The following is a 21,203-nucleotide window of genomic DNA, read 5'->3' on the forward strand; positions in this document are numbered from 1 at the left end:
ATTATTGTCCTGTCCAGAATCGCTGCCGACTCACTCTCCAAAAACCGCGCTCGCCTGCATCGCCAGTTGGCCTTCTGGCCCTCGCGCCCAGACCTCCAGCGCATTCTCACCCGAGCGGCGGGCCTCCAGGGTGAACGCGCGATCGACGAACAGCGGCGCGACCGCGCGGAAGTCAAACTGCTGCAGGCGCCGCCCCGCGGCGTGCTCCAGCGCGAATTGCTGCAACAGGGTCGCGGTCAGCGGCCCGTGGACGACCAGTTGCGGGTAGCCCTCTTCATGCTGCGCGTAATCGAGGTCGTAGTGGATGCGGTGGCCGTTAAAAGTCAGCGCGGAATAACGGAAAAGCAGGGTCGTATCCGGCGTCACATCGCGCGTCCACTCGGCCACCTCCTCGTAGACCTTCGGCGTCGCGGGAGCAGTCCCCGGCGGCGTGGCTTCCTTGTAGACGATATCCTGCTGCTCGACGATACAGGGACCGCCGGCGTCACTGATCGTGTGCTCGACGGTGACAAAACACAGGGCGCCAGCCTTGCCCTGCTTGCTGGCTACGCTGAGAATCTCGCTGCGCCGGGTGGCTTCGGCGCCGACCGGCAGGGGGCGCTGGTAACTGATACGACTGCCGGCCCACATACGCCGCGGCAATGCCACCGGCGGCAGAAAGCCGCCCCTGGCCGGGTGTCCGTCCGCGCCGAGTTCACTGCGCCGCACGACGGCATTGAAATACATCCAGTGCCAGCCAGGCGGGAGCGCATCGCCGCTGGCGGGCGCCACGGCCAGGTCGAGGGTGGCCGCCATTGCACGTACCGCCGGTTCGGCGAGGATTTCAGCGCAGGTCTCCTCGCGCCCGACCCAATCCTGGTAGGGGTTTTCCACTGCCTGGGAACTCATATGCCTGCTGTCGCCTCCTTTGCCCCTCGCGGCAACGAGTGCTGCGATTGCCCTGAGGGAAATATAATATATTATGCATGATAATCGACGTGCGGATCATACTCCGATGGGCGCCCCGCTTTGTCAAGGAAATTGACACATAGGCCCCCGGGCGACTGGGCCCCTGCCGGGAAACCGTGTCCCGGCAGCGGTTTGCACCTAAATAATAGCGATAACAGGAGCGCACCGTTAGAATGCATGATTCGACATTTGCCGGAGCCAGTAACAGATGATGGACTACAGGACCAAGGAGGAGCAGGTCGCCGACTACCTCCGGGAAAACATCATCTCGGGCATGTACCCGCGCGGCTCGCGCCTGAAACAGGCGGAGATCGCCGAGGAGCTCGGGCTCAGCATCACCCCGGTGCGCGAAGCGCTGAAAATGCTCGAGGCCGAGGGCTACATCACCCGCGACTCCTACAAGGGCGCACAGGTGGTGCCCTTCGATGCCGAGGCCTCCGGGGAAATCCTGCAACTGCGACTCATCCTTGAAGCCCGCCTGGTGCAGGGCGCGTTGGAGAAAGTATCGGGCAAGGACATCAAGGAACTGCGTGCGCTGGCCACCGAGTTCGAGGAGGCCTTCGCCAGCGGCGACCGGCCCGCCGCCCGCGGCATCAACTACCGCTTCCACCGCAGGCTCTACGACATTGCCGACATGCCCCACACCCTGCACTTCGTGCAGATACTCTGGGCCCGCTATCCCTTCGACCTGATCAACGCCGCCAGCGGCCGCGGTGAGGATGCGGTGCGCGAGCACGAGGAAATCCTCGACGCCTTTACCGCCCGCGACACCTCCGCCGCCATGCTGGCGATGCGCAACCACATCGAGTCCGGCTGGGACGTGCTGAAAAAGTCCGAGGCAACGGCGGACTGAATCGGGCCCGGCTTCAGCCGGGCTTGCGCACCTTCGCCCAGCCGAACTCCTCGGGGTTTGCGAGCTTGACGGCAGAGCTCTGCAATAGCGCTTCACAGTCCTCGCTGGAGTAACCCAGTTCCTGCAGCAGTTCCACGGTGTGCTCGCCAAGTTCCGGCGGCGGCAGGAAATCCCGGTCGGACACCGGTCCCGGAAATTCAGGCACCTCGAACTGCAGGCCGCGGAACGACAGGTCCCTCAGCTTGCCGGGATGGCGCGCCTGTGGTGCCTCCAGCACCCGCTCCAGCGGCATCACCTCGGTAAAGCCCACGCCGAACTGTTTCAGGCGGCTGGTGACGTCGGCGTAGTCCAGGCCGGACACCGCAGTGCGCACCGCAGCCTCTACCCGCTCGCGCTGCTTTTTACGTTCGCGCAAGCGGTCCAGTTCCGGGTCGTCCTGCTCCGGCATGTCCAGCGCCCGGGTCAGTTTCTTCCAGTGCGCATCGGTAATGACCAGCAGGTACACCCAGCGACCGTCGGCGCTTTGATAGGCGCCGTAACCCGGCATGGCGAATTCGCCCCCCGCCTCTTTTTCCGGCCGGCCCAGCAACTGGGTCTTCAGTTGCATGCCCGCGAGATCCCGCGAAGCGAGGTGCAGGCCGGTCTCGTAAAGGCCGATTTCGATATCGCGGTCCTCCGGCGCCGTCGGCGGCCCCATCAGGGCGGACATGATGCGAATGACCGCGTAGGTGCCGGCGAACTGGTCGTGGTAGGAGGGCCCGAGGCGAGTCGGGCGGCCGTCGATGCGGTGATCTGCCATCACGCCCGTTGCGGCCTCCGCTACGGGGTTGGTGGCGAGATCATCTTCCTGGGGACCGGCGGCATAACCGCGGATGTGGCAGTAGATGATGGACGGATTGATCGCCGCGATATCGTCGGCCGCGACCTTCAGCTTGCGGGCGGAGGCCGGGGCCAAGTTGTGGATGAATACATCCGCCGTGGCAATCAGCTTGTAGAAGACCTCGATCCCCTCCTCGCTGGCCAGGTTGATGGCGATGTCCTTCTTGCCGTAGCTGTACGCGATGAGCGTGCCGCTGGGGCCACCGCGCACCAGCGCGCGGGTGGTATCGCCGCCCGGCGGCTCGACCTTGATGATTTCCGCACCCAGTTGGGCGAGGATGTGGGTCGCAAAGGGGGCCGCGACCATGGTGCCCATTTCGATAACGCGCTTGCCCGCGAGGGGTTGGTGTGCCATGAAGTCCGTCCGATTCCAAAATAATGCATTTTACATTATCTGCGAGGAAGGACAATCCCGATACCGGGACAGGCGGCTAACCGAAGACCTCCTCCAGGTGGGCCGTCGGCAATTTCACGCTGACCAGCGACACCAGTGCCGTCAGCACGATGCCCATGATCTCACCCAGCACAGCGCAGGTATAGGGATTCGGCGCCTGCTGCTGCAGCCAGGCAGCGGTGGTCTGCAGGGCTCCCGGCGCGAACCACCGGGCATCGATCAACCCGCTGTGCAGGATGATAAAGGCCACCGCCCCGGCGATGAAACCCGATATCGCCCCCGCGGTGGTCGTGCCCCGCCACAGCACCCCCAGGATCAGCGGCCCCGCCAGCGCAGCCATGAACCCGCCCAGGCCCACCCAGACCAGCAGCAGCACATTCATGGAGAGGAACTTCCAGGCCAGCATCGCCGAGAGCAGCAAGGTGCCGAGCGTCGCCCAGCGGCTGATCAGGAGCGTTCTGGCCTCGATCGCGGCCCCGCTCCAGTCCCGGTGAATTCGCGGCGCGATCGAGCAGCGGTAGATGTCGTTGGCAACGACCTGGCTGCTGGAAATGATCAGGCCATCCGCGGTGGACATCACTGCCGCCAGTACGCCAACCCCCAGCAGGGCCGCCATCCAGGTGGGGAACAACTCGATGAACAGTGCCGGGATCGCCTGGTTGCTGCCGCCGACCGCCGCGAGCAGGTCATCCCCGAAAATTGCCCGCGCCAGCAGGCCGCCGAGGCCGATGGCAGGCAGGGTGAGGCCCATGGCGAAGGCATAGACCAGGAAGCGTGAACGCTGGGCGTCCTGCCGCAGCGCCCAGAGTTTGTTGCCCAGGTGGGGCAGTAGACCCAGGGGCACCGTAGAGATGGCGAGACAGGCCACGGACCACCAGGAGTTCACCAGCGCCGAGTCCGGGTTGAGCGCACCCACCAGTTCGGGGCCCTGCGCCCGCAGGCGCTCGACTACGCCGGGCAGCCCCCCGGGCACCCCGTAACCGGTAAAAAACAGGACCAGGACCAGCAGCGCCAGCAGCAGCATCAGCATGCCCTGTACGCCGTCGGTGAGGATATCCGCGTGTGCCCCGCCCGCCATCACGTATACCAGCAACACCCCACAGGTGATGGCTATCGCCCAGGCCGGCGGCAGCCCCAGCATCCACTGGAACAGCACCAGGCAGGAAACCAGCTGCCCTGCAAGGTAGAAGAATAGAAGCAGCGAGAAACATGCCACCAGCAGGCGCAGGAACTCCGACTGGTAGCGGTCGCCCAGGTACTCGGGGATGGACCGGCTGCCAAAGGCGGCCCCGCCCCGCGCCACCATGGTCATGCACAGCCAGACGCCCACATACACGCCCACCGGATAGAGAAACAACACCCACATCGCGGACAGGCCGGTGGTGTAGGCGATGCCGGGAATACCGATGAATGTCGCGCCGCTGGCGGTGGTGGCGGAGAATGCGAAGGCCAGGAACAGGGGTCCGTAACCACCGCGCGCCGTGGCGAAGTCGTCAGCGTTGCGAACCCGGCGCTGGCCGAGGTAACCGAACAGCAACATCCCGCCGATGTAGAGGAGCAGAAAGCCCCAGGACCAAAACAGCAGGTCACCGTCAATATTGTTCATGCTATCGTCGCCTGATTATTCTGTCTGTTGCAGTCGATCGATTGGTCGGGCGCCTCGCCCCCGCCATTGTCGCGCATCGGGAGTCGAACGGCGATGCGACCTTGTCCCGTTTCCCGTCGAACATGTATCATGCATCATGCACGAATAATTCCAGACTATGCAAGACTGGTTGCGGCGCCCGCCTCCGGGCCAGCCAGGACCAGGGGCCAGTGCGGGCTCAACCGCTGTGCCTTACCGGGAGGAGCACGATTCCATGAGCGAGCAATACCAGATGTACATCGATGGGCAGTGGCGGGACAGCGCCAGTGGCGAAACCATGGCCTGTATCAACCCCTTCGACCAGAGCGAGTGGGCACGCATACCGGTGGCCACCAGCGGCGATGTCGAGGATGCCCTGCAGGCCGCTCGCGCTGCCTACCACAGCCACTGGCGCCACACCTCCCCCGGCACCCGCGCCGGCCTTTTGAACAAACTCGCCGACCTGATGGACGCCAACGCGGACCGCCTGGCGCTGCTGGAAACCACGGACAACGGCAAGGTCATCCGCGAAACCCGCTCACAGGTCGGCTACGCCGCACGCATCTTCCGCTACTGCGCGGGCTACGCCGACAAGCTTCACGGGCAGGTCGTTCCCCTGGACCAGAAGGACGTGATGGACATGGCGCTGCGCGTGCCCTACGGCGTGGTGGCGGCCATCACCGCGTGGAACTCGCCCATCGCCATACTCGCCAACAAGCTCCCCGCGGCGCTGGCCACGGGTAACTGCGTGGTCGTCAAACCCTCAGAACACGCCTCGGCAACCACGCTGGAAATTGCCAGACTGGCAGACCAAGCGGGATTCCCGCCGGGGGTGGTCAACGTGGTCACCGGCGCGGCGGAGGTCGGCAGGGCGCTGGTCGGGTCCGATCTGGTGGACAAGATCAGTTTCACCGGCAGTCCCGGCGTCGGGCGCCTGATTGCCGAATCCGCCGGCCGCAACCTGAAACCCGTGTCGCTGGAACTGGGTGGCAAATCCCCCAACATCATCTTCGCCGACGCCAATTTGGACAAGGCCGTGGTCGGTGCACTGGCGGGCATTTTCGGCGCCACCGGACAGACCTGTATCGCCGGCTCCAGGCTGCTGGTGCAGCGCCCGGTTTACGACGAGGTGGTGTCCCGCCTCGCCGCCCGCGCCGGGGATATCGTGCTGGGCGACCCGCGCGATGCGGCGACGGAGATGGGCACCGCCGCCAACCAGCCGCAGTTCGAGCGCATCATGGCGTTTATCGAAGCGGCCAGGGCGGACGGTGCGACACTGGTCGCCGGGGGTTCCGCGGCCCGCGAGGGCAAACTCGCCAGGGGACTGTTCATCCAGCCGACGATTTTCGCCGATGTCGACAACAAGATGCGCGTTGCGCAGGAGGAAATTTTCGGCCCGGTGCTGTCGGTCATCCCCTTCGATACCGAAGAAGAAGCGATTGCAATCGGCAACGACACGCCCTTCGGCCTCGCCAGCGGCGTCTGGACCCAGGACATCTCCCGCGCCATGCGCATGATGCGCGCGCTGGATAGCGGCGTGGTCTGGGTCAATACCTACCGCACCTCCGCCCCCCAGGCGCCCTTTGGCGGGATGAAAGCCAGCGGATTTGGCCGCGAGCGCGGCGAGGCCGGCCTGCTGGAGTTCACTACACTTAAAAACGTAATGATCGACTACTCCACCGATGCGCGTGACCCGTTCACGATGAAATTCGGTTAACAGGCCACTGGGCCCCCGCTGCGACCACGTTGCGGGGCGTCCGCGCCCGGGTGGTCAGGCCCGGTCGCGAATCCCGACCATCAACTCCTGGATCACCGTGGCGACCAGCTCACCGTCCCGGTTATAGATTGCGCCACGCGCCAGCCCCCGGCCGCCGCCGGACCAGGGGCTGTCGGTTGTGTACAACAACCATTCGTCGGTTTTTGCCGGCTGATGGAACCACATACTGTGGTTGAGCGTCGCGATGATCATGCGCTCGAGTTCCAGCGGGGACAGGTGGGATGCGATAGCCGCAGCCCCAAGGCGATAGTCCGAGAGGAAGGCGAGCATGCAATCGTGCTGGTCCTGCAGGGACAGGCCCCCCGCGGATGGCATGCGGAACCAGTAATCCCGCTGCGGGCCCGCGCTGCGATCGAAAAATACTTTTTCCATGTCGACAACGCGCACGTCGACGGGAAAGGCCTGGGTATAAGCCGCGACGACGATTGCCGGCAGTTTTCCGGCGTTCTTCCTTACAAACTCGATTTCAGGCACCAGGCCTTCGGGAGGGGGCACTTCCGGCGCCGTGGAAAGTTGATGTTCCAGCCCCGGACCTGCAGCGTTGAATGCGCACAACATGTCCAGGATAAGCTTGCCGTCCTGGACGCCCGTGACCCGGCGGTTGGCGAAACGCTTGCCATCGCGCACGATTTCCACGCGATATTCGACGGGCTTCCTGGAACTGCCGGGACTGGGAAAACAGGCGCTGCAGTTGTGAACCGGCCAGGGCGGTGTTGTCTCCTGGGCGGCAGCCAGGCCCTGGGCCAGCAACTGGCCACCAAACATCATGCCGACCTGGTTATCCTGGTTGTAGCAATTGCGAAAGTGGTTCTGGTCCAGTTTTTCCAGCGCCAGCAGTGCCTGCGCTACCTCGGAATCCGGAATGTTTGAATCCAATTTTTTATTTCCTTGCTAATGGGTGTGCAGGTGGGTCGTCCGCCTTGTCATTGAATTCACATGGCCTTGTCGATGCATTCACCCCAGCTTACCCGGGTCAGGTCTTCCGACAGTGACCAGAGTTTGCGCGCTGCGGCAATATCAAGTGCCTTCTGGTGTGGTTTGACCTTCACGGGTGCGCCACGCATTTCCCAGAGTCCGCCCGGGCCAAAATAGTCACCGGGCGACACATTGCGATCGAACGCCGCGCGCAGCGTCGGAAGCGACCCCTGCTCTGCCGTCTGCGCCACCACACCGGTGATCAACGCGCCTATCGTCGAATGGCGCGCAAGGTCGGTTTTCGTCACTCCGGGGTGAGCGACAGTCACCAGCGGGGCATTCTCCCGCCCTTGCAGTTTCTCGATAAGGCCTTGCGCAAACAGAAAGTTGGCAAGCTTGCTGTCGCAGTAGGCACTCCCGGGACTGTACTTGCGCGTCTCCCAGTTCAGGTCGGCAAAGTCCAGGTTTCCCTGTTTATGCGCGAGGCTGGATAACACCACGATACGGGATCCCGCGGCTTTTTCCAGCAGAGGCAGCAAGTACAGGGTCAGCGCAAAATGCCCGAGATGATTGGTGCCGATTTGCATCTCGAAGCCGTCGGCGGTCTTTTCGTAGGGACACATCATCACACCGGCATTGTTGATCAGTAGATCGACCCGATCACATTCGGACTGCAGCTGTCGGGCGAATGCCTCCACCGATGCCAGGCTGGCAAGGTCCAGGATCCTGACTGCGACCCGCGCGGAGGGATTTCCGCGAACGATCTCCTGCGCCGCGGTTTCACCTTTCTCCCGGTTGCGGACCGCGAGGATGACCGAGGCGTTGGCGTTCGCCAGCAGCCTCGCGTTCTCCTTGCCGATACCTGTGCTGGCGCCGGTCACAACGACGACCTTACCCGCCATGTCCGGAATGTCTTCCGGGCCCCACTTTTCTGTTTTCATGACATCTCCGGAAATTTTTCCACCTGTACGGCAACGCCGGTTGCCGGGCGGGCAAGCCTCATCGGGATGCGATCACGCACTGATCCAGGCGCCGCCATCCGCGTGCAGATTCTGGCCGGTGATCCAGTGGCTGTCATCCGACGCGAGGAAAACAAAGATCGGGGAGACATCGTTGAACGGGTCGCCAATGGTACCGAAGGGATTGGCCTTGAAGGCATCCGTTACCCAGTCCAGCGCACCCGGCGTCTTTTTCAGGCTTTCCAGGTTGCCGGTGACATTGTCTGTCCAACCGCCGGGGCAAACCGTGTTGACGCGAATGTTGTGTTGCCCCCACTCCCTGGCCACTACCCGCGACAGCCCGCGGATGGATTCCTTGGAAGCCGCATAAGCAGCGTAATGGGGCGTGCCTTCGATACCGGCCTTGGACGCGACGTTGATAATGGACGCGCCTGCGCCCGGCTTGTCCTTCATATAGGGAAAGCAGAGCTTCATCATGTGCCAGGAGGCGTACAGCGAGGTTCTCAGCTCGATGTCGAGGTCGTCGATCGTCTGTTCGAGAAACGGCCGGATTTCGGTTATTTTGTGTGCGTTGTTTACCAGGGCATCGATGGTTCCGAAGCGATCCACGGTCGCAGCCACGAAAGATTTCAGGTCATCGACATCGCCCACGTCACAACGCTGCGCCGAGACCTCCACCCCCATGTCCTCGCAAAGCTGCCGGGTTTCCATCAACTTGTCTTCCCGGACGTCGCATATCGCGAGACTGGCGCCCTCCTGGGCGAAGCGCAGCGCGTGCTGTTTTCCCAACCCGCTGGCCGAGCCCGTGATTATTGCGATTTTTCCCTGAAGCTTAGCCATGCCTTACTCTCCTTTCCTATCAGCATAAACGAACGAAACCAGCCAGCTACAAGGACATTCCTCCGCTGACCTCAATAATTTGGCCGGTAACATAGCTCATCTTGTCTGAAATCAAGGAGACGACTACACCGGACAGGTCGGAAGGAACTCCGAGTCTGCGCAGCGGGGTGGTCTGGAGAAGGTAGTTTTTCATTTCTTCATTGGCACGCACATGGGCATTCGCGTCCGACGTAATGAGGCCTGGAGAAACGCAATTCACCGTGATGTTTCTCGGCCCCAGTTCCTTGGCCATGATTACGGTCAGCTTTTCCACCGCAGCTTTACTGAAGGAATATACTGCGTAGTCGGTAAGTGCCGTACGCGCGCCGAGCGAGCTGGTAAATATCACCCGGCCACCATCACGCAACCTCGACATCAACAACCGTGAAATGTGGAAAGGTCCGCTCAGGTTGTCAGCGAGTATTTTGTCGTAAACGTCGGGGGTGCTGTTCTCGATATTGACCTGGGGGCCGCCACCCGCATTGTTGACAAGAATGTCCAGCCCCGTGCTGCCTGTACGCTCCTGAAACTGCTCATCAAGCCGGGAGGCGAGTTCCTGAGCGGCGGCAAAGCTTCCCTGGGAGCATTTTATCAGGAACGCCTTCCCTCCCCTGGATTCAATTGCCGCCAATGTTTCATTTGCAGCGGCGTCATTGTTAGCATAATTGATAGCCACCAGGGCACCCAAATCAGCCAGATCCTCGGCCACGGCGCGACCGAGACCACGTGAGGCGCCAGTCACCAGGGCTGTCTTGCCCTCCAGAAATCTGTTCATACATTGCTCTCCCAATCCAGTCGATGGAAACTTTCCCCTGCCTTGCTACTCGTAGGCTTCACTTTTCCTGACTTCGCCCGGCAGTGCCTGCAGGTAAACATCGAGGTGCCTGATCTTCCCGGCCTCGTCGAATTCATACACCGTAACGGAATTGACCGCCTGCTGATCTTCACCGAGGTTGACCCTCTCCTCGAGTTCCAGGAATACGACGTTGTCGTATTCAGAGACACGCTTGAAAGAGCCTTCCCAGTGTTGGGTGGGTGCCCACGCCTGGAGGAAGCCAACCATATCGTCGAAGGTCATGACTTCCTTGAAATTGCCAATCCGCTGAAAATCATCGGTGACGAATTTCCTGAGGCCCAGCCATTCATCTGGCGAATAATCGTCCGCTTCCTTGGAGCGGTCCATGAGCCGCTTCTGGAACATGCCGTACTCGATGGCCGTTCTCGCGTTTCCCGTGTAACGTTGCGCCGCAACAGCAATCTCATCAAACACTTTTGCAACCATTTTCAGTTCCTCTACCTGTTGAATAATTTTACTTATCGATGGACGCAGGACGGTATCGGCACCTTCGCCCTAAAATGTCATATCACGAACCGTATTCCGGCAATACGGCCCCGGCTTCGGCCCGGAAGTCACGCTTTGCAGAAGTCGATATGGATATTCTGCAGGGCCCGCTGGGTGTAGTTTGGCTCATAGTCGTAGTGGCGCCTGCCAGCGGGTCCGTGACTGGTTTCGTTGATACGGATGTCGGCCATTCGCGCAAGAATATGTTCCAGAGCCAATTTTGCCTCCGTCCGGGCCAGGGGTGCGCCGATGCAGGTGTGAACTCCCTTCCCGAATCCCAGTTGCTGCTGTATGCCCTTCCTGTCCAGGCGAAATTCGTTCGGAGCATCGAATTTGCGCGGATCCCGACTCATCGCCCCGAGCGTCAGCATCACCACGGTGCCGGCGGCGACTTCAACATCGCCAACAAGTGACTTTTTCCTGGCGAGCCGATAGGTCGATTTGACCGGGCCATCCAGGCGCAGCACCTCTTCGATAAACGCAGTGTAGAGGCCCTTGTCCTCTCTCAATTGCTGTTGAAGGCGAGGATTTTCACCCAGGGTTTTCATCATCGCGGCAATGAGGCGAACCGTGGTGTCCTGCCCTGCCCCATACATCGTCGCGGCGTGTGTTGTAATGACTTCCAACGGGGGCAATTCACCATCGGTGTAGGTAGCCTGTGCCAGCTTGGTAAGCACGTCATCCCTCGGATTCGCGCGTCGATCACACAGGTACTCGTAGAAATACACTCCCACTTTCATCATCGGGTTATTTTCCACCTCGTCATCGCCCCCGATGCGACCGGGTAGCTTGCCCAGCAGTGGCAGGAACTTCCCGTGATCTTCCTCCGGCACCCCCAGAAGGTCTGCAATAGTAAAAGTGGCCAGGGGGTAGGCAAACTCGGAGATAGCTTCCAGATGGCCGCGATCGATAAATTCGTCGATCAAGCCCTCTATCGTTTTTTTGATGAATTCCTCATTCTCTTTCATGCGTTGCGGGGTCAGCAAACCGACCAGCAGTGATCGCGACCGGGTATGCTCGGGCGGGTCCTGGGCAACCAGCATGGAGCCGAAGGCCATATTGGGCCGATGTTGCTCCAGTTGTTCGTTTATATCGTCGCCCACGGGATCGAAGGGCAGAGGGGGGAAGGGCCCTGTCGCGGAATTGATCGACGAGAATGTGTCGTGATCACGCATGACCGCGACCCCTTCATCAAATCCGGTTACCGAGACCACGTTGTGCCTGGGCAAGCGGACCACAGCCCCCCGGGACCGCAGGTACTCGAAGTAGGGATACGGGTCCTCGACCAAGTCGAGGTCGTTAAAAAAATCCACATCGTCAAAATTCATAAAATCCTCCTGGGTTTGCCGGTTTTCAGGAATTTCTTCAGGCAAATCCTCGAGTGCACCCATGGAACCGGACACCCGTAAGATACGCCGGTTTGCTGTCCAGCAACTGTGCTGGGAAGGGAAGACTGGCCCAACATCCCGACGGTTCCTTCTCCGTCCCGGCGATAACCCGCGGGCCTGCTGATATGACCCCGGCTCGAGCAACCGTTTTCAGAATACGGAAAAGCAACCGCCTGCCAGACCCGAACGTGGCCATGACACCATGACGTATCCATGAGGACGCGAAGCAGCAAATCATAAACTACCGTCAATGACACATAAAATGCATTTTACATTATTATCTCGCCTGTCAGCTAAAACCGAAAACCCATGGATTCGGGGATCCGGTTCTGGCATCGGTTACCATCGATCAAATGCGCGCCATCTTTCACCGGTATATCGCCATATTTCACCGGTATATGAAGCTCGTGCCCGAGGCCCTTCACCCCCTCACAGTCGGCATTCTGTCGGGACTCGCAAGGACGAAAAAATGCTTTACGCGATATGGGATAGCATAGATAATGCATTATGTATGGTCAAGAGGCCAGACTCGCCCATCTACCGGGATCGGTTACAAAGTGTACCGGGATCGGTTACATAGTGCTGGAAATCCATAATTCATAACACTTTTCAGAGGCACACATGCGCAATAAAAATCAGCCGTCGCAGGCTCCGGAACATACTCAACAAAGGGCACCCCGCTCTTTCACACGTACAACAATCTCCGCGGCTGCACTCGCCATGGCATCCGGCGTCTCAGCAGGCGCCCACGCCCAGTCTGACAATTCGGCAAGACTCGAAGAAGTGGTGGTCACCGCCCAGAGACGAGCTGAGGGTCTGCAGAGCATCCCTATCAGTATCGCGGCGGTCACCGGTAACGACCTTGCGGATATGGGCATCACGGGGTTCCAGCGCTTATCGGAGGCGGTGCCGGGCCTGTACCTCGACCGGCCTTCTTCTGCTATTTCCAGCGGCCTGTATATTCGCGGTGTCGGCACGGCAGGTACCTCTTCGGCCGGACAGTCAGTCGGTGTCGCTGTCGACGGCGTTTACATCATTCGCCAGGGGGCGGTTTTCAACGAATTGATGGACATCGATCGGATCGAGGTGCTGCGCGGCCCGCAAGGTACGCTGTTCGGCAAGAACACCACCGCCGGGGCGATCAACGTGATCACCCGTGATCCCGAAACCAGCAAATTTTCCGGCAGTATCCAGGGCGTCCTGGGCAATCTCGACGACAAGGAAGTGCGGGGTATCATCAATATCCCGCTGATCAAGGACAAGCTCGCTTTTCGCCTGGCCGGCTTCGTGGCCGAGCGGGACGGTTACACCAAGAACGAATTCATCGATGAGCGTACCCGCAACGTGGACCGGGACGGATATCGCGCCAAACTGCTATGGAATGTGACAGATGACTTCCAGCTCAAGGTGTCGGCGGAGGGTATCGACAACAAGATGGACATGGACCAGGCGAACACCACAACCGGCATTGGCTTGGGTAAATACCTGCAACAGCACGGCTATGTGTCCGAGGACATCGAGCGCTACACACTGCACATGCAATGGGATGTCCTGAATCACACGATTTCGACAATCTCATCCTATGATGATACGGTGCCGATCCTGTTCAACGACTTCGATGAAACACCCGTTCCCATCGCGCTGCTGAAGAATGACAGCACCACCAAGGTCACCACCCACGAGATCCAGTTGGCCTCGGACTTCGACGGACCGCTCTCCTACATCGCGGGTTACTTTTACCAGAAGGAAAAGCTGGATAGCCCCACCACGATAAATGGCAACCTGGTCGCCTACACCGATCGGGACCAGGACAGCTGGGCCGTATTCGGCACGATGAACTACGAATTTAACGATCAGTGGACTGGCAGTGTTGGCGTACGTTATACCGAAGATACCAAGCAGGGTAGTAACGTCATATTTTCAGGCGACAAGAATTTCAGCAAGACCACGTATTCGACCAAGCTGATGTACCAGCTGAACGTCGACATGATGCTGTACGCCTCCTATGGGACCGGTTACAAGGCGGGCGGCATCAACAACATCAGCAATCCGGCAGAGGCCGACAAGGCATTCTGGGACCCAGAAACCACCGACGCCTACGAACTGGGTATCAAGAGTGAATTCCTGGACAACAGGTTGCGCCTGAACGCCGCGGCCTTCTACCAGACCTACAAGGATTTCCTGGTTTCCCAGAGTATTCCCGGCGAGGTAAGGTCTGTCGTTACCAATGCCGCCGAGGTGGAGTCGAAGGGGCTTGAAGCAGATTTTACCGCCCTGGTGAACGACAAGCTCACGCTGAACGGCAGTATCACCTGGGTGCAGTCAGAGTACACCGACAATAAAAACCAGTCCTGCGTAATACCGACCTATCCGGGCTGTGTAAACGGCTCCCGTGATATCTCCGGCGAGACCCTGGATCACGCCCCCGAATTCAGCGGCAACCTGGGGGCAGAATGGCGCCAGCCCCTGCCGTACATGGACGGCACCGACTGGTTTGCGCGCATGGACGTGATCTACCGTGGCAGCCAGAACCTCGAGGTCTGGTTGCCGAAGGAGACCAAGGAAGACGCGTATACCCTGATGAATGGCCGGCTCGGCCTGGAGGGGGAGCGCTGGAAAGTGACCGGGTGGGTAAACAATCTCGCAGACGAGGAATACCGGCTCAGTGCCTACTGGAGCATGGATCCCCTGGGCAGGGGTACGCCCTATTTCCATGAGATCCCCAATCTGGAAAGAACCTACGGCATTACCGTGGACTGGAATTTCTGACACAAAGGCGCCCCCGGATTCCGCTGTGAACTGGCAGCACTGCGTGGCAGTGCTGCAAATTTCCCAGCGGTTATCCGGGGAATTCCCGCTGCCCCCGAGTGCCCGCAGGATACGCTGACTGGCAGGAGGCCGATAAAATTCACATAAAAAGCAATGATGGAGTTTTCACCCCATGACGCCACAAAAGTCTGAATTTCCTGCCTCAACCAAGATAACCTTCTTGCTTTTTCTATTGCTGGCGACCATCGCAGCCAATGCGGCCACAGCCGCTTCGACGGCGCAAGAGCAGCCGCAGGCCCGCCCCAACGTACTGTTGTGGATGCTCGACGACGTAGGCTACGCCCAGCTTTCCAGCTATGGCGGCCTGGTGGCGACACCCAATATCGACAGGATTGCACAGCGGGGCCTTCGCTATACCAATTACCACACGGCGCCGATTTGCTCGGCAAGCCGGGCGGCTATCCTGAGCGGGCGAAACCCGCACACCGTGCATATCGGCGGCCACGCCGTGGCGCCTCGCCCCTACCCCGGGTACGACGGCCAGATCCCGCGTTCCGCGGGCAGTATCGCCGCCAACCTGAGGCTGGCTGGCTACCGCACATACGCACTGGGCAAGTGGGACCACATACCCACGGGCGAGGCCACCCCCGCCGGCCCGTTCTATCACTGGCCCACCGGCCAGGGTTTTGACCGCTTCTACGGTTTTCTTGCCGCCGACGCCGACAACTGGAACCCGACACTGATTCGGGGGGTCGAGGCGATCGACGCTCCGACGGGCACCTACCACCTCGACAACCTGCTGGCGGACCAGGCTATCGCGATGATCGACAGCCGTGACTCCAGCAGCCAGCGCGCACCGTTCTTCATGTACTGGGCGACCGGCACCGCGCATGCGCCCCACCACGCTCCGCAGTCATGGATAGACCGCTACCACGGCAAGTTCGACATGGGCTGGGACAAGGCCAGGGCAGCCATCCTCGAAAAGCAGATAAAAAACGGCGATTTTCCCCCGGGCACCGAGTTGGCCCCACGGCCCGAAGGTATGCCGGCCTGGGATAGCCTGGACGCGGACGCGAAAAAAATCTACGCGCGGCAGATGGAAGTCTTTGCGGCCGCCCTCTCCCACGCCGACGAACAGTTCGGGCGTATCGTCGACGCACTCGAGGCCAGGGGCGAGCTCGACAACACGATGATCATCATCACCTCCGACAATGGTGCCAGCGCGGAGGGCATTTACCACGGCCTGTACAACGAAGCCCTTCTGGGTTCCGCCCGGCAGGCGAGCGTAGCGGAGAACATGCGTTACTACGACCGCTGGGGCGGGCCTGAAACCTACCCGCACTACAGCTTTGGCTGGGCGGTGGCAGGCAACACGCCGTTCCGTTACTACAAGCAGACAGCCCACGAGGGCGGAATTCACGTACCGCTGGTCGTGTCCTGGCCCGGGGGCATCGCCAAAGCCGGCGAATCGCGCAACGAGTTCGTCTACGTTGCCGACATCGCGCCCACGATCCTCCAGGCAACGGGGGTCGAGCTCGCCGCAACGGTCAACAACGTCAAACAACAACCCATGGACGGCCGCAGTTTCGCCGACACCTTCGCCGACACCTTCGCCGACAGGAGTGCGCACCACAAACGCTCGCAATATTTCGAGATGTACGGCAACAAGGGCCTGTGGTCCGACGTCTGGTCCATCGTGACCACACACCGGACGAAAACCTGGGACACCATGGACAGCTCGCCGGTGGACGAGCCCTGGGAGCTCTATGACCTCGACAATGATCCGGGGCAGGTGCACGACCTTGCGGGCCGGTTTCCGGACAAGGTGGCGGAACTGGGCGGGATATTCGAAGACCAGGCCAGGCGCTATCACGTCAACCCGATTGGCAATCTGAGCGACGGGGCGGCCGAGTCGATGCGCAGGGCCCGGGAGGCCTTCCAGCGAAGAGGCGGCAGGTGGCAATTCAGCGGGCCCGTCGGCAATATTCCGCCCCAGGTCGGGCCGCCCGTCGCCGCCCTCGGCTACACAATGACCGCGGAGCTGACACTGCCGGACGACGGGGCCTCCGGCCCGGTCTTCGCGGTCGGCGGACAGCTCGGCGGGGTCGGGCTCTATCTCGACGAGGGAAAACCCACGGTGATCGTGAACTCGCTGGGCGGCGACTCGAAACACCTGGCGTCAGCCACGCGGCTGCCAGCCGGAAACGTATCGCTGGAACTGGTCTTTACCAATGTGCAGGGTTCAGCGGACCACGACGTCAGTATCCGGGCAGGTGGCAAGGTCCTTTCCGAAGGGCGCATCCAGCAGCAGATGCCGGTCACCTTCGGCCTGTCGGAAACCTTCGAGGTGGGTGTCGATCACGGCTCGCCACTGCTGAAGGGCGCCCAGCCGGGCAAACCGTTCGCCGGATCGATACACCAGGTAGTTTTTGATTTTTCCTCGGCTCGATAGAACCCGTCGAACAGGACACGTATCCCGAAGCGCTTCGCCGGTGCGATGCCCCGTGTAGTGCTTGCATTTTATGTTCTATGTAATATCATATCTTACCGACGATACAAGAGCCGGTACCAGCGCGCGACGGTGGAACCGACAGCCCCGATAACCAGACATCACGCGAGGTACACCGCATGCCCGGCAAACTCAAAGAAGTCGAACAACACGATGCGCCAGCCATTGCCGCGCCTTTTTTTATCCGCGGCAAACTGGTTGAGGGGACAGAGCATCGCCACCGGTCCCGTGACCTGAACGCCGACTTCCTCTCGCCGGCGCTGGATGCCAACGCAATTGTGACGCCGCGCTCCGAATTGCCGCCGCTGCTCGACGTGAAGGTAAGCGAGATCATCGATTTCCTGGTTGAGACCGGTAAACGCCTGACCCTGGACAGCAATCCACACCTGCGACAATGTCTTGAATTGCTTTCCGCCACCAACCCCCTGCCCCGCCGTGTCGTCGAGAATCTTTACAACTCCGCGCCGGAAATGTTGAAGCGCGGATCGCTGGAGGGCATGATTTCCACCAACTTCGATAACCCGGCCATACTCGACGGCTGGGTTCAGGAGCGCAGCGATGGCCGCGGCAACACCGGCTCCCTGCGCGCCTACCCGCCGCGAATGATTCACATGCTCGCTGGGAATTCGCCGGCCGGATGCATCGCGTCGATCGCGCAGGGTGCGCTGGTCAAGGCGGTCAACGTATTCAAGATGCCCTCCAGCGACCCGTTTACCACCGTCGCGGTTCTCAGGACGATGGCGGAGATAGATCCCGATCACCCGGTAGTGCGCTCCATGTCGGCAGTTTACTGGCGCGGCGGTGACCAGGCGCTGGAGCGAACGCTCTACCGTCCGCAGTATTTCGATCGCATCGTGGCCTGGGGCGGTGGCGACGCCATCAAGAATGTCATCGGCTACCTTGGCCCCGGCATCCAGCTTGTCTCCTTCGACCCCAAGACCTCGATCTCGATGATTGGCCGGGAAGGCTTCGAAACGGCCCAGAGCATCGCCGACATGGCGGAGCGCACCGCGGCCGATACCACCGTGTTCAACCAGGATGCCTGCATCGCCAGCCGCTTTGTGTTTGTGGAGGGAGAGCGGGAAAAGATCGAGGAATACTGCGCCCGCCTCGCCGAGCGCCTTGCCGTGGACCGCGCCTTCGCATCTGCGGATGCGCCGCCGCTGCCCGCGGAGACGCGCGAAGAAGTCGAGGTGCTGAGCGCGATGGGAGAAGTGAAGGTCTGGGGGAAAGGGGATGGCAGGGGCATGGTCATCCTGTCCGACCAGCCCGTGGATTTTCATCCGACCAACAAGACGTCCAATGTCGTGATGGTCGACAAGCTCGAAGACGCCGTGCGCTACGTGAACGTGGCGACGCAAACCATAGGCGTGTGGCCGCCGGAGCGAAAAATCGATTTGCGCGACCGCCTGGCCAGTGCGGGAGGCCAGCGAATCTGTCGCCTCGGAACCGCATGGGGGCATGTTCCCGGCGGCCCGCACGATGCCATGTTTGCGTTGCAGCGATTCGTCAAATACATCGGCGAGGACGATATCGTGAATATGGAAGTCAACCCCGAGGTCGAACAGGCAGCCTCCCTCGCCGGCACCGGCTGAGCAAGGAACGGCGCCGGTCGGCGCTTTGACGGCGTTTGCTTTTTGTATCGGGGGCCCCGCGCACTCCCGTCCCCCGAACGATACCAGACAGAAAAAGGAACAGGTAAATGGGTGAGATAACAGACATATTGCTCGGCTATGCAAACATTGATTCCGGCCTCGATATACCTTACGAGGAGGTTCGTGAACTGCAGCTTGCAGCGATTAACGAACGCTTCCAGGAGGAGGTCGACAATATCAAGCTGGTGTCCATGCGCGCCGCTGACGCCAACATATCCGAAATACGCAGCCTGGAGGATATCGTCCCCATGCTGCTGCCGCACACGGCCTACAAGAGCTATCCGGAAAGTTACCTGTCCGGTGGGAAATGGGACAAGCTGACTCGTTGGCTCAATACGGTCTCGGCCCGCCCTACCGACGGCATCAGCCTGGAAGGTATCGAGGACATCGACGACTGGGTGGAGCGGCTGATGGAGGGTGGACACTATGTCTCCTGCTCCAGCGGCACCACCGGCAAATCGGCGATGCTGGACGCCTCGGAAAAGGACATGGAGTTCGGCAAACAGAATATCGTTCGCGCCTACTGCTGGGGTGCAGGCGTGGAAGCCGCACCCGAGTACCACGTATTCGGGCTCGCACCGGTGGCCCAGGTGCCGAAAAACACCGCCCTGGGCGATGCCTTGAAGAAAACCTTCAGCGCACCTGGCGTAGAGCCCTTCCAGTATCCCGTGCCGCCTATCACGGTCGGCTCCATGACCAGGATGATCACTCTGCGCAAGGCCATGGCGGACGGTACTGCGCTGCCGGGAGACTTTGCGGAGTTCGAGGCGACCTCGGCGGCGCGGCAAAAAACGGTAGAAGAAGCGGTCGGTCTCAGTGCAGACGCGCTCATCGAGGCGCGCCATGAGAAAATATTCCTCATGGGCATGTGGACCAGTTTCCACGCCATCGCTACTGAAGTCCGCAATCGCGGCTACAGCGCGAAAGACTTCCACCCGGGCAACCTGATCTACGTCGGTGGCGGTCTCAAGGGGGCGCAGCTTCCTCCCGACTACCGGGAGTTTTTCTACGACACCTTCAATATCAAACCCGAGCGGAATTTCATGATGTATTCCATGCAGGAGATCAATACCTCGATGCCCCGCTGCCAGGAAGGTGGCCGCTACCACATTCCGCCGTGGCTGGTCTGCCTGCCGCTCAACAAGGAGGGTGACGAGTTGCTGCCGATTCACGCGGGCCAAGAGGTCGAGGGGCGCGCTGCGTTCTTCGATCTGTCGCTCGACGGCCGCTGGGGTGGTATCATTTCAGGCGACAAGATCGAGGTCGATTTCAGCCCTTGCCAATGCGGCGCCAGGTCTCCGTCCATTCGGGATAACGTCGTCCGCTACTCGGACCTGCAGGAGGGCGACGACAAGATCGGCTGCGCCGGCACCGTGGACGCCTACGTCAGGGGACTCTCGTAACAATATTTCCGGCTTTCTTTGCGTGCGGGCCCGGCAAATTCTACCGGGCCGGTTAGCGGCCCCGTTTACAACTGCGGTTCCTTGGCCGCAGGGGCATTGGGTAACAGGGGAAAAGAATCCTTGGCCAGACCGCGCACAACCAAACCGTCCAAACCCGACGACGCGCGAGTGCACCGTTCGATCCAGGCACTGCGCGAAGCGTTCCTTGAACTGATTGAACAGAAAGCCCTGGCGGACATTTCCATCCGGGAGATAACCGACACCGCCGGCGTCAGTTACCCGACTTTCTTCAGGCGCTTTTCCGGCAAGGAAGAGTTACTTGAAGATATTGCTACCAGCGAAGTCCGGCATCTGCTGTCGTTGGGTAGAAATTCCATTGCAGGCCGAAAACGTGCTGGCTCGGGGGAACACCTGTGCAACTACGTTCAGGAACACCGCAAACTCTGGACGACACTGCTGACCGGCGGGGCGGCTTCGGCCATGCGCGAAGAATTCATTCGGGTCGCAGGGGAGATGAGCCAGGCGGGACCACGCGCCAACCCCTGGTTACCGCTCGACCTGGCCGTCCCTTTCACAGCCAGCTGCATTTTTGAAATTCTCACCTGGTGGATGCGCCAGCCAGAGGATTACCCGCTCGAGAACGTCATCAAATTGCTGGATGCACTGGTGATAGACACTCTGGTCCGCCCGCGCGGGATTTCCCTGGATTAGGCCCGGGCTGAGAGTAAACCTTTTCCTACCCGTCGGCATGAAATCTCCGCCGCCCGCGCTTCAGGGCCGCAGGTAAACCGCTCGCGGCGATTCACGAAATGCAACAGACACAGCGCGCGGAAGGTGCCGGGTATTTTTCCCCGGCGCTTGTTTCCCCGAGGTGGATAACCGCTATACTCTGGACCAGAACCTGCGCTT

Annotated in this window: 16 protein-coding genes; 7 read left to right on the forward strand and 9 right to left on the reverse strand. The window is 60.7% G+C overall.

The features are described 5' to 3' along the window. Positions 1–30: 30 nt before the first annotated feature. A complete protein-coding gene (locus ACNKU3_RS07315; RefSeq protein WP_418258764.1) occupies positions 31–888 on the reverse strand; it encodes an FAS1-like dehydratase domain-containing protein in 858 nt (285 codons plus the stop codon). A 268-nt stretch (positions 889–1,156) separates the two neighbouring features. On the opposite strand from ACNKU3_RS07315, the gene ACNKU3_RS07320 reads away from it, so the two are divergent. After that, positions 1,157–1,801: a GntR family transcriptional regulator gene (locus ACNKU3_RS07320; RefSeq protein ID WP_418258765.1), complete on the forward strand. Its 645-nt coding sequence runs from the start codon at positions 1,157–1,159 to the stop codon at positions 1,799–1,801. 13 nt (positions 1,802–1,814) lie between these two features. Here the strand turns inward: ACNKU3_RS07320 and ACNKU3_RS07325 are convergent, their stop codons facing one another. Beyond that, positions 1,815–3,035, reverse strand: a complete 1,221-nt coding sequence (locus ACNKU3_RS07325) for a CaiB/BaiF CoA transferase family protein (protein WP_418258766.1) — start codon at positions 3,033–3,035, stop codon at positions 1,815–1,817. A gap of 76 nt (positions 3,036–3,111) precedes the next feature. After that, complete coding sequence (locus tag ACNKU3_RS07330) at positions 3,112–4,680, reverse strand: sodium:solute symporter family protein (protein WP_418258767.1); 1,569 nt, start codon at positions 4,678–4,680, stop codon at positions 3,112–3,114. 253 nt (positions 4,681–4,933) lie between these two features. On the opposite strand from ACNKU3_RS07330, the gene ACNKU3_RS07335 reads away from it, so the two are divergent. Continuing rightward, entirely contained in the window at positions 4,934–6,415 is a 1,482-nt protein-coding gene (locus ACNKU3_RS07335) for an aldehyde dehydrogenase (protein WP_418258768.1), read from the forward strand. A gap of 54 nt (positions 6,416–6,469) precedes the next feature. Here the strand turns inward: ACNKU3_RS07335 and ACNKU3_RS07340 are convergent, their stop codons facing one another. The 6 genes from ACNKU3_RS07340 to ACNKU3_RS07365 all read right to left on the reverse strand — a co-directional run bounded on the left by ACNKU3_RS07340 (position 6,470) and on the right by ACNKU3_RS07365 (position 11,961). Beyond that, positions 6,470–7,351, reverse strand: a complete 882-nt coding sequence (locus ACNKU3_RS07340; RefSeq protein ID WP_418258769.1) for an acyl-CoA thioesterase — start codon at positions 7,349–7,351, stop codon at positions 6,470–6,472. Positions 7,352–7,407: 56 nt separating this feature from the next. Beyond that, the gene (locus tag ACNKU3_RS07345) at positions 7,408–8,331 is read right to left on the reverse strand and encodes an oxidoreductase (RefSeq protein WP_418258770.1); all 924 of its coding nucleotides are present in this window, start codon (positions 8,329–8,331) and stop codon (positions 7,408–7,410) included. A 72-nt stretch (positions 8,332–8,403) separates the two neighbouring features. Then, positions 8,404–9,189 (reverse strand): SDR family NAD(P)-dependent oxidoreductase, encoded by a 786-nt coding sequence (locus ACNKU3_RS07350; RefSeq protein ID WP_418258771.1) that lies wholly within the window; start codon positions 9,187–9,189, stop codon positions 8,404–8,406. A gap of 46 nt (positions 9,190–9,235) precedes the next feature. Continuing rightward, positions 9,236–10,003 (reverse strand): SDR family NAD(P)-dependent oxidoreductase, encoded by a 768-nt coding sequence (locus tag ACNKU3_RS07355; RefSeq protein ID WP_418258772.1) that lies wholly within the window; start codon positions 10,001–10,003, stop codon positions 9,236–9,238. A gap of 45 nt (positions 10,004–10,048) precedes the next feature. Continuing rightward, positions 10,049–10,510, reverse strand: a complete 462-nt coding sequence (locus ACNKU3_RS07360) for a hypothetical protein (RefSeq protein WP_418258773.1) — start codon at positions 10,508–10,510, stop codon at positions 10,049–10,051. A gap of 128 nt (positions 10,511–10,638) precedes the next feature. Continuing rightward, entirely contained in the window at positions 10,639–11,961 is a 1,323-nt protein-coding gene (locus ACNKU3_RS07365) for a cytochrome P450 (protein WP_418258774.1), read from the reverse strand. 717 nt (positions 11,962–12,678) lie between these two features. On the opposite strand from ACNKU3_RS07365, the gene ACNKU3_RS07370 reads away from it, so the two are divergent. From ACNKU3_RS07370 to ACNKU3_RS07390, 5 genes are all read left to right on the forward strand, one after another. Then, complete coding sequence (locus ACNKU3_RS07370) at positions 12,679–14,727, forward strand: TonB-dependent receptor (protein WP_418258775.1); 2,049 nt, start codon at positions 12,679–12,681, stop codon at positions 14,725–14,727. Positions 14,728–14,947: 220 nt separating this feature from the next. Continuing rightward, the gene (locus ACNKU3_RS07375) at positions 14,948–17,179 is read left to right on the forward strand and encodes an arylsulfatase (protein ID WP_418258776.1); all 2,232 of its coding nucleotides are present in this window, start codon (positions 14,948–14,950) and stop codon (positions 17,177–17,179) included. Between the two features lie 176 nt (positions 17,180–17,355). Next, on the forward strand, positions 17,356–18,831 hold the full coding sequence (locus ACNKU3_RS07380; protein ID WP_418258777.1) for an acyl-CoA reductase: 1,476 nt from the start codon (positions 17,356–17,358) through the stop codon (positions 18,829–18,831). Positions 18,832–18,938: 107 nt separating this feature from the next. Further along, positions 18,939–20,294, forward strand: coding sequence for a hypothetical protein (locus ACNKU3_RS07385; protein ID WP_418258778.1), 1,356 nt, complete (start codon positions 18,939–18,941; stop codon positions 20,292–20,294). 120 nt (positions 20,295–20,414) lie between these two features. Continuing rightward, the gene (locus tag ACNKU3_RS07390) at positions 20,415–21,005 is read left to right on the forward strand and encodes a TetR/AcrR family transcriptional regulator (protein WP_418258779.1); all 591 of its coding nucleotides are present in this window, start codon (positions 20,415–20,417) and stop codon (positions 21,003–21,005) included. Positions 21,006–21,203: the final 198 nt, after the last annotated feature.

Source organism: Haliea sp. E17, assembly GCF_048323675.1.
In the GTDB taxonomy this organism is placed as follows: Bacteria; Pseudomonadota; Gammaproteobacteria; order Pseudomonadales; family Halieaceae; genus Mangrovimicrobium.

Coding starts and splice junctions, on each gene's coding strand:
- ACNKU3_RS07370 (WP_418258775.1), top strand. CDS start 12,679: ATGGCATCCGGCGTCTCAGCAGGCGCCCACGCCCAGTCTGACAATTCG.
- ACNKU3_RS07320 (WP_418258765.1), top strand. CDS start 1,157: ATGATGGACTACAGGACCAAGGAGGAGCAGGTCGCCGACTACCTCCGG.
- ACNKU3_RS07325 (WP_418258766.1), bottom strand. CDS start 3,035: ATGGCACACCAACCCCTCGCGGGCAAGCGCGTTATCGAAATGGGCACC.
- ACNKU3_RS07330 (WP_418258767.1), bottom strand. CDS start 4,680: ATGAACAATATTGACGGTGACCTGCTGTTTTGGTCCTGGGGCTTTCTG.
- ACNKU3_RS07315 (WP_418258764.1), bottom strand. CDS start 888: ATGAGTTCCCAGGCAGTGGAAAACCCCTACCAGGATTGGGTCGGGCGC.
- ACNKU3_RS07355 (WP_418258772.1), bottom strand. CDS start 10,003: ATGAACAGATTTCTGGAGGGCAAGACAGCCCTGGTGACTGGCGCCTCA.
- ACNKU3_RS07380 (WP_418258777.1), top strand. CDS start 17,356: ATGCCCGGCAAACTCAAAGAAGTCGAACAACACGATGCGCCAGCCATT.
- ACNKU3_RS07345 (WP_418258770.1), bottom strand. CDS start 8,331: ATGAAAACAGAAAAGTGGGGCCCGGAAGACATTCCGGACATGGCGGGT.
- ACNKU3_RS07335 (WP_418258768.1), top strand. CDS start 4,934: ATGAGCGAGCAATACCAGATGTACATCGATGGGCAGTGGCGGGACAGC.
- ACNKU3_RS07385 (WP_418258778.1), top strand. CDS start 18,939: ATGGGTGAGATAACAGACATATTGCTCGGCTATGCAAACATTGATTCC.
- ACNKU3_RS07365 (WP_418258774.1), bottom strand. CDS start 11,961: ATGGGTGCACTCGAGGATTTGCCTGAAGAAATTCCTGAAAACCGGCAA.
- ACNKU3_RS07350 (WP_418258771.1), bottom strand. CDS start 9,189: ATGGCTAAGCTTCAGGGAAAAATCGCAATAATCACGGGCTCGGCCAGC.
- ACNKU3_RS07360 (WP_418258773.1), bottom strand. CDS start 10,510: ATGGTTGCAAAAGTGTTTGATGAGATTGCTGTTGCGGCGCAACGTTAC.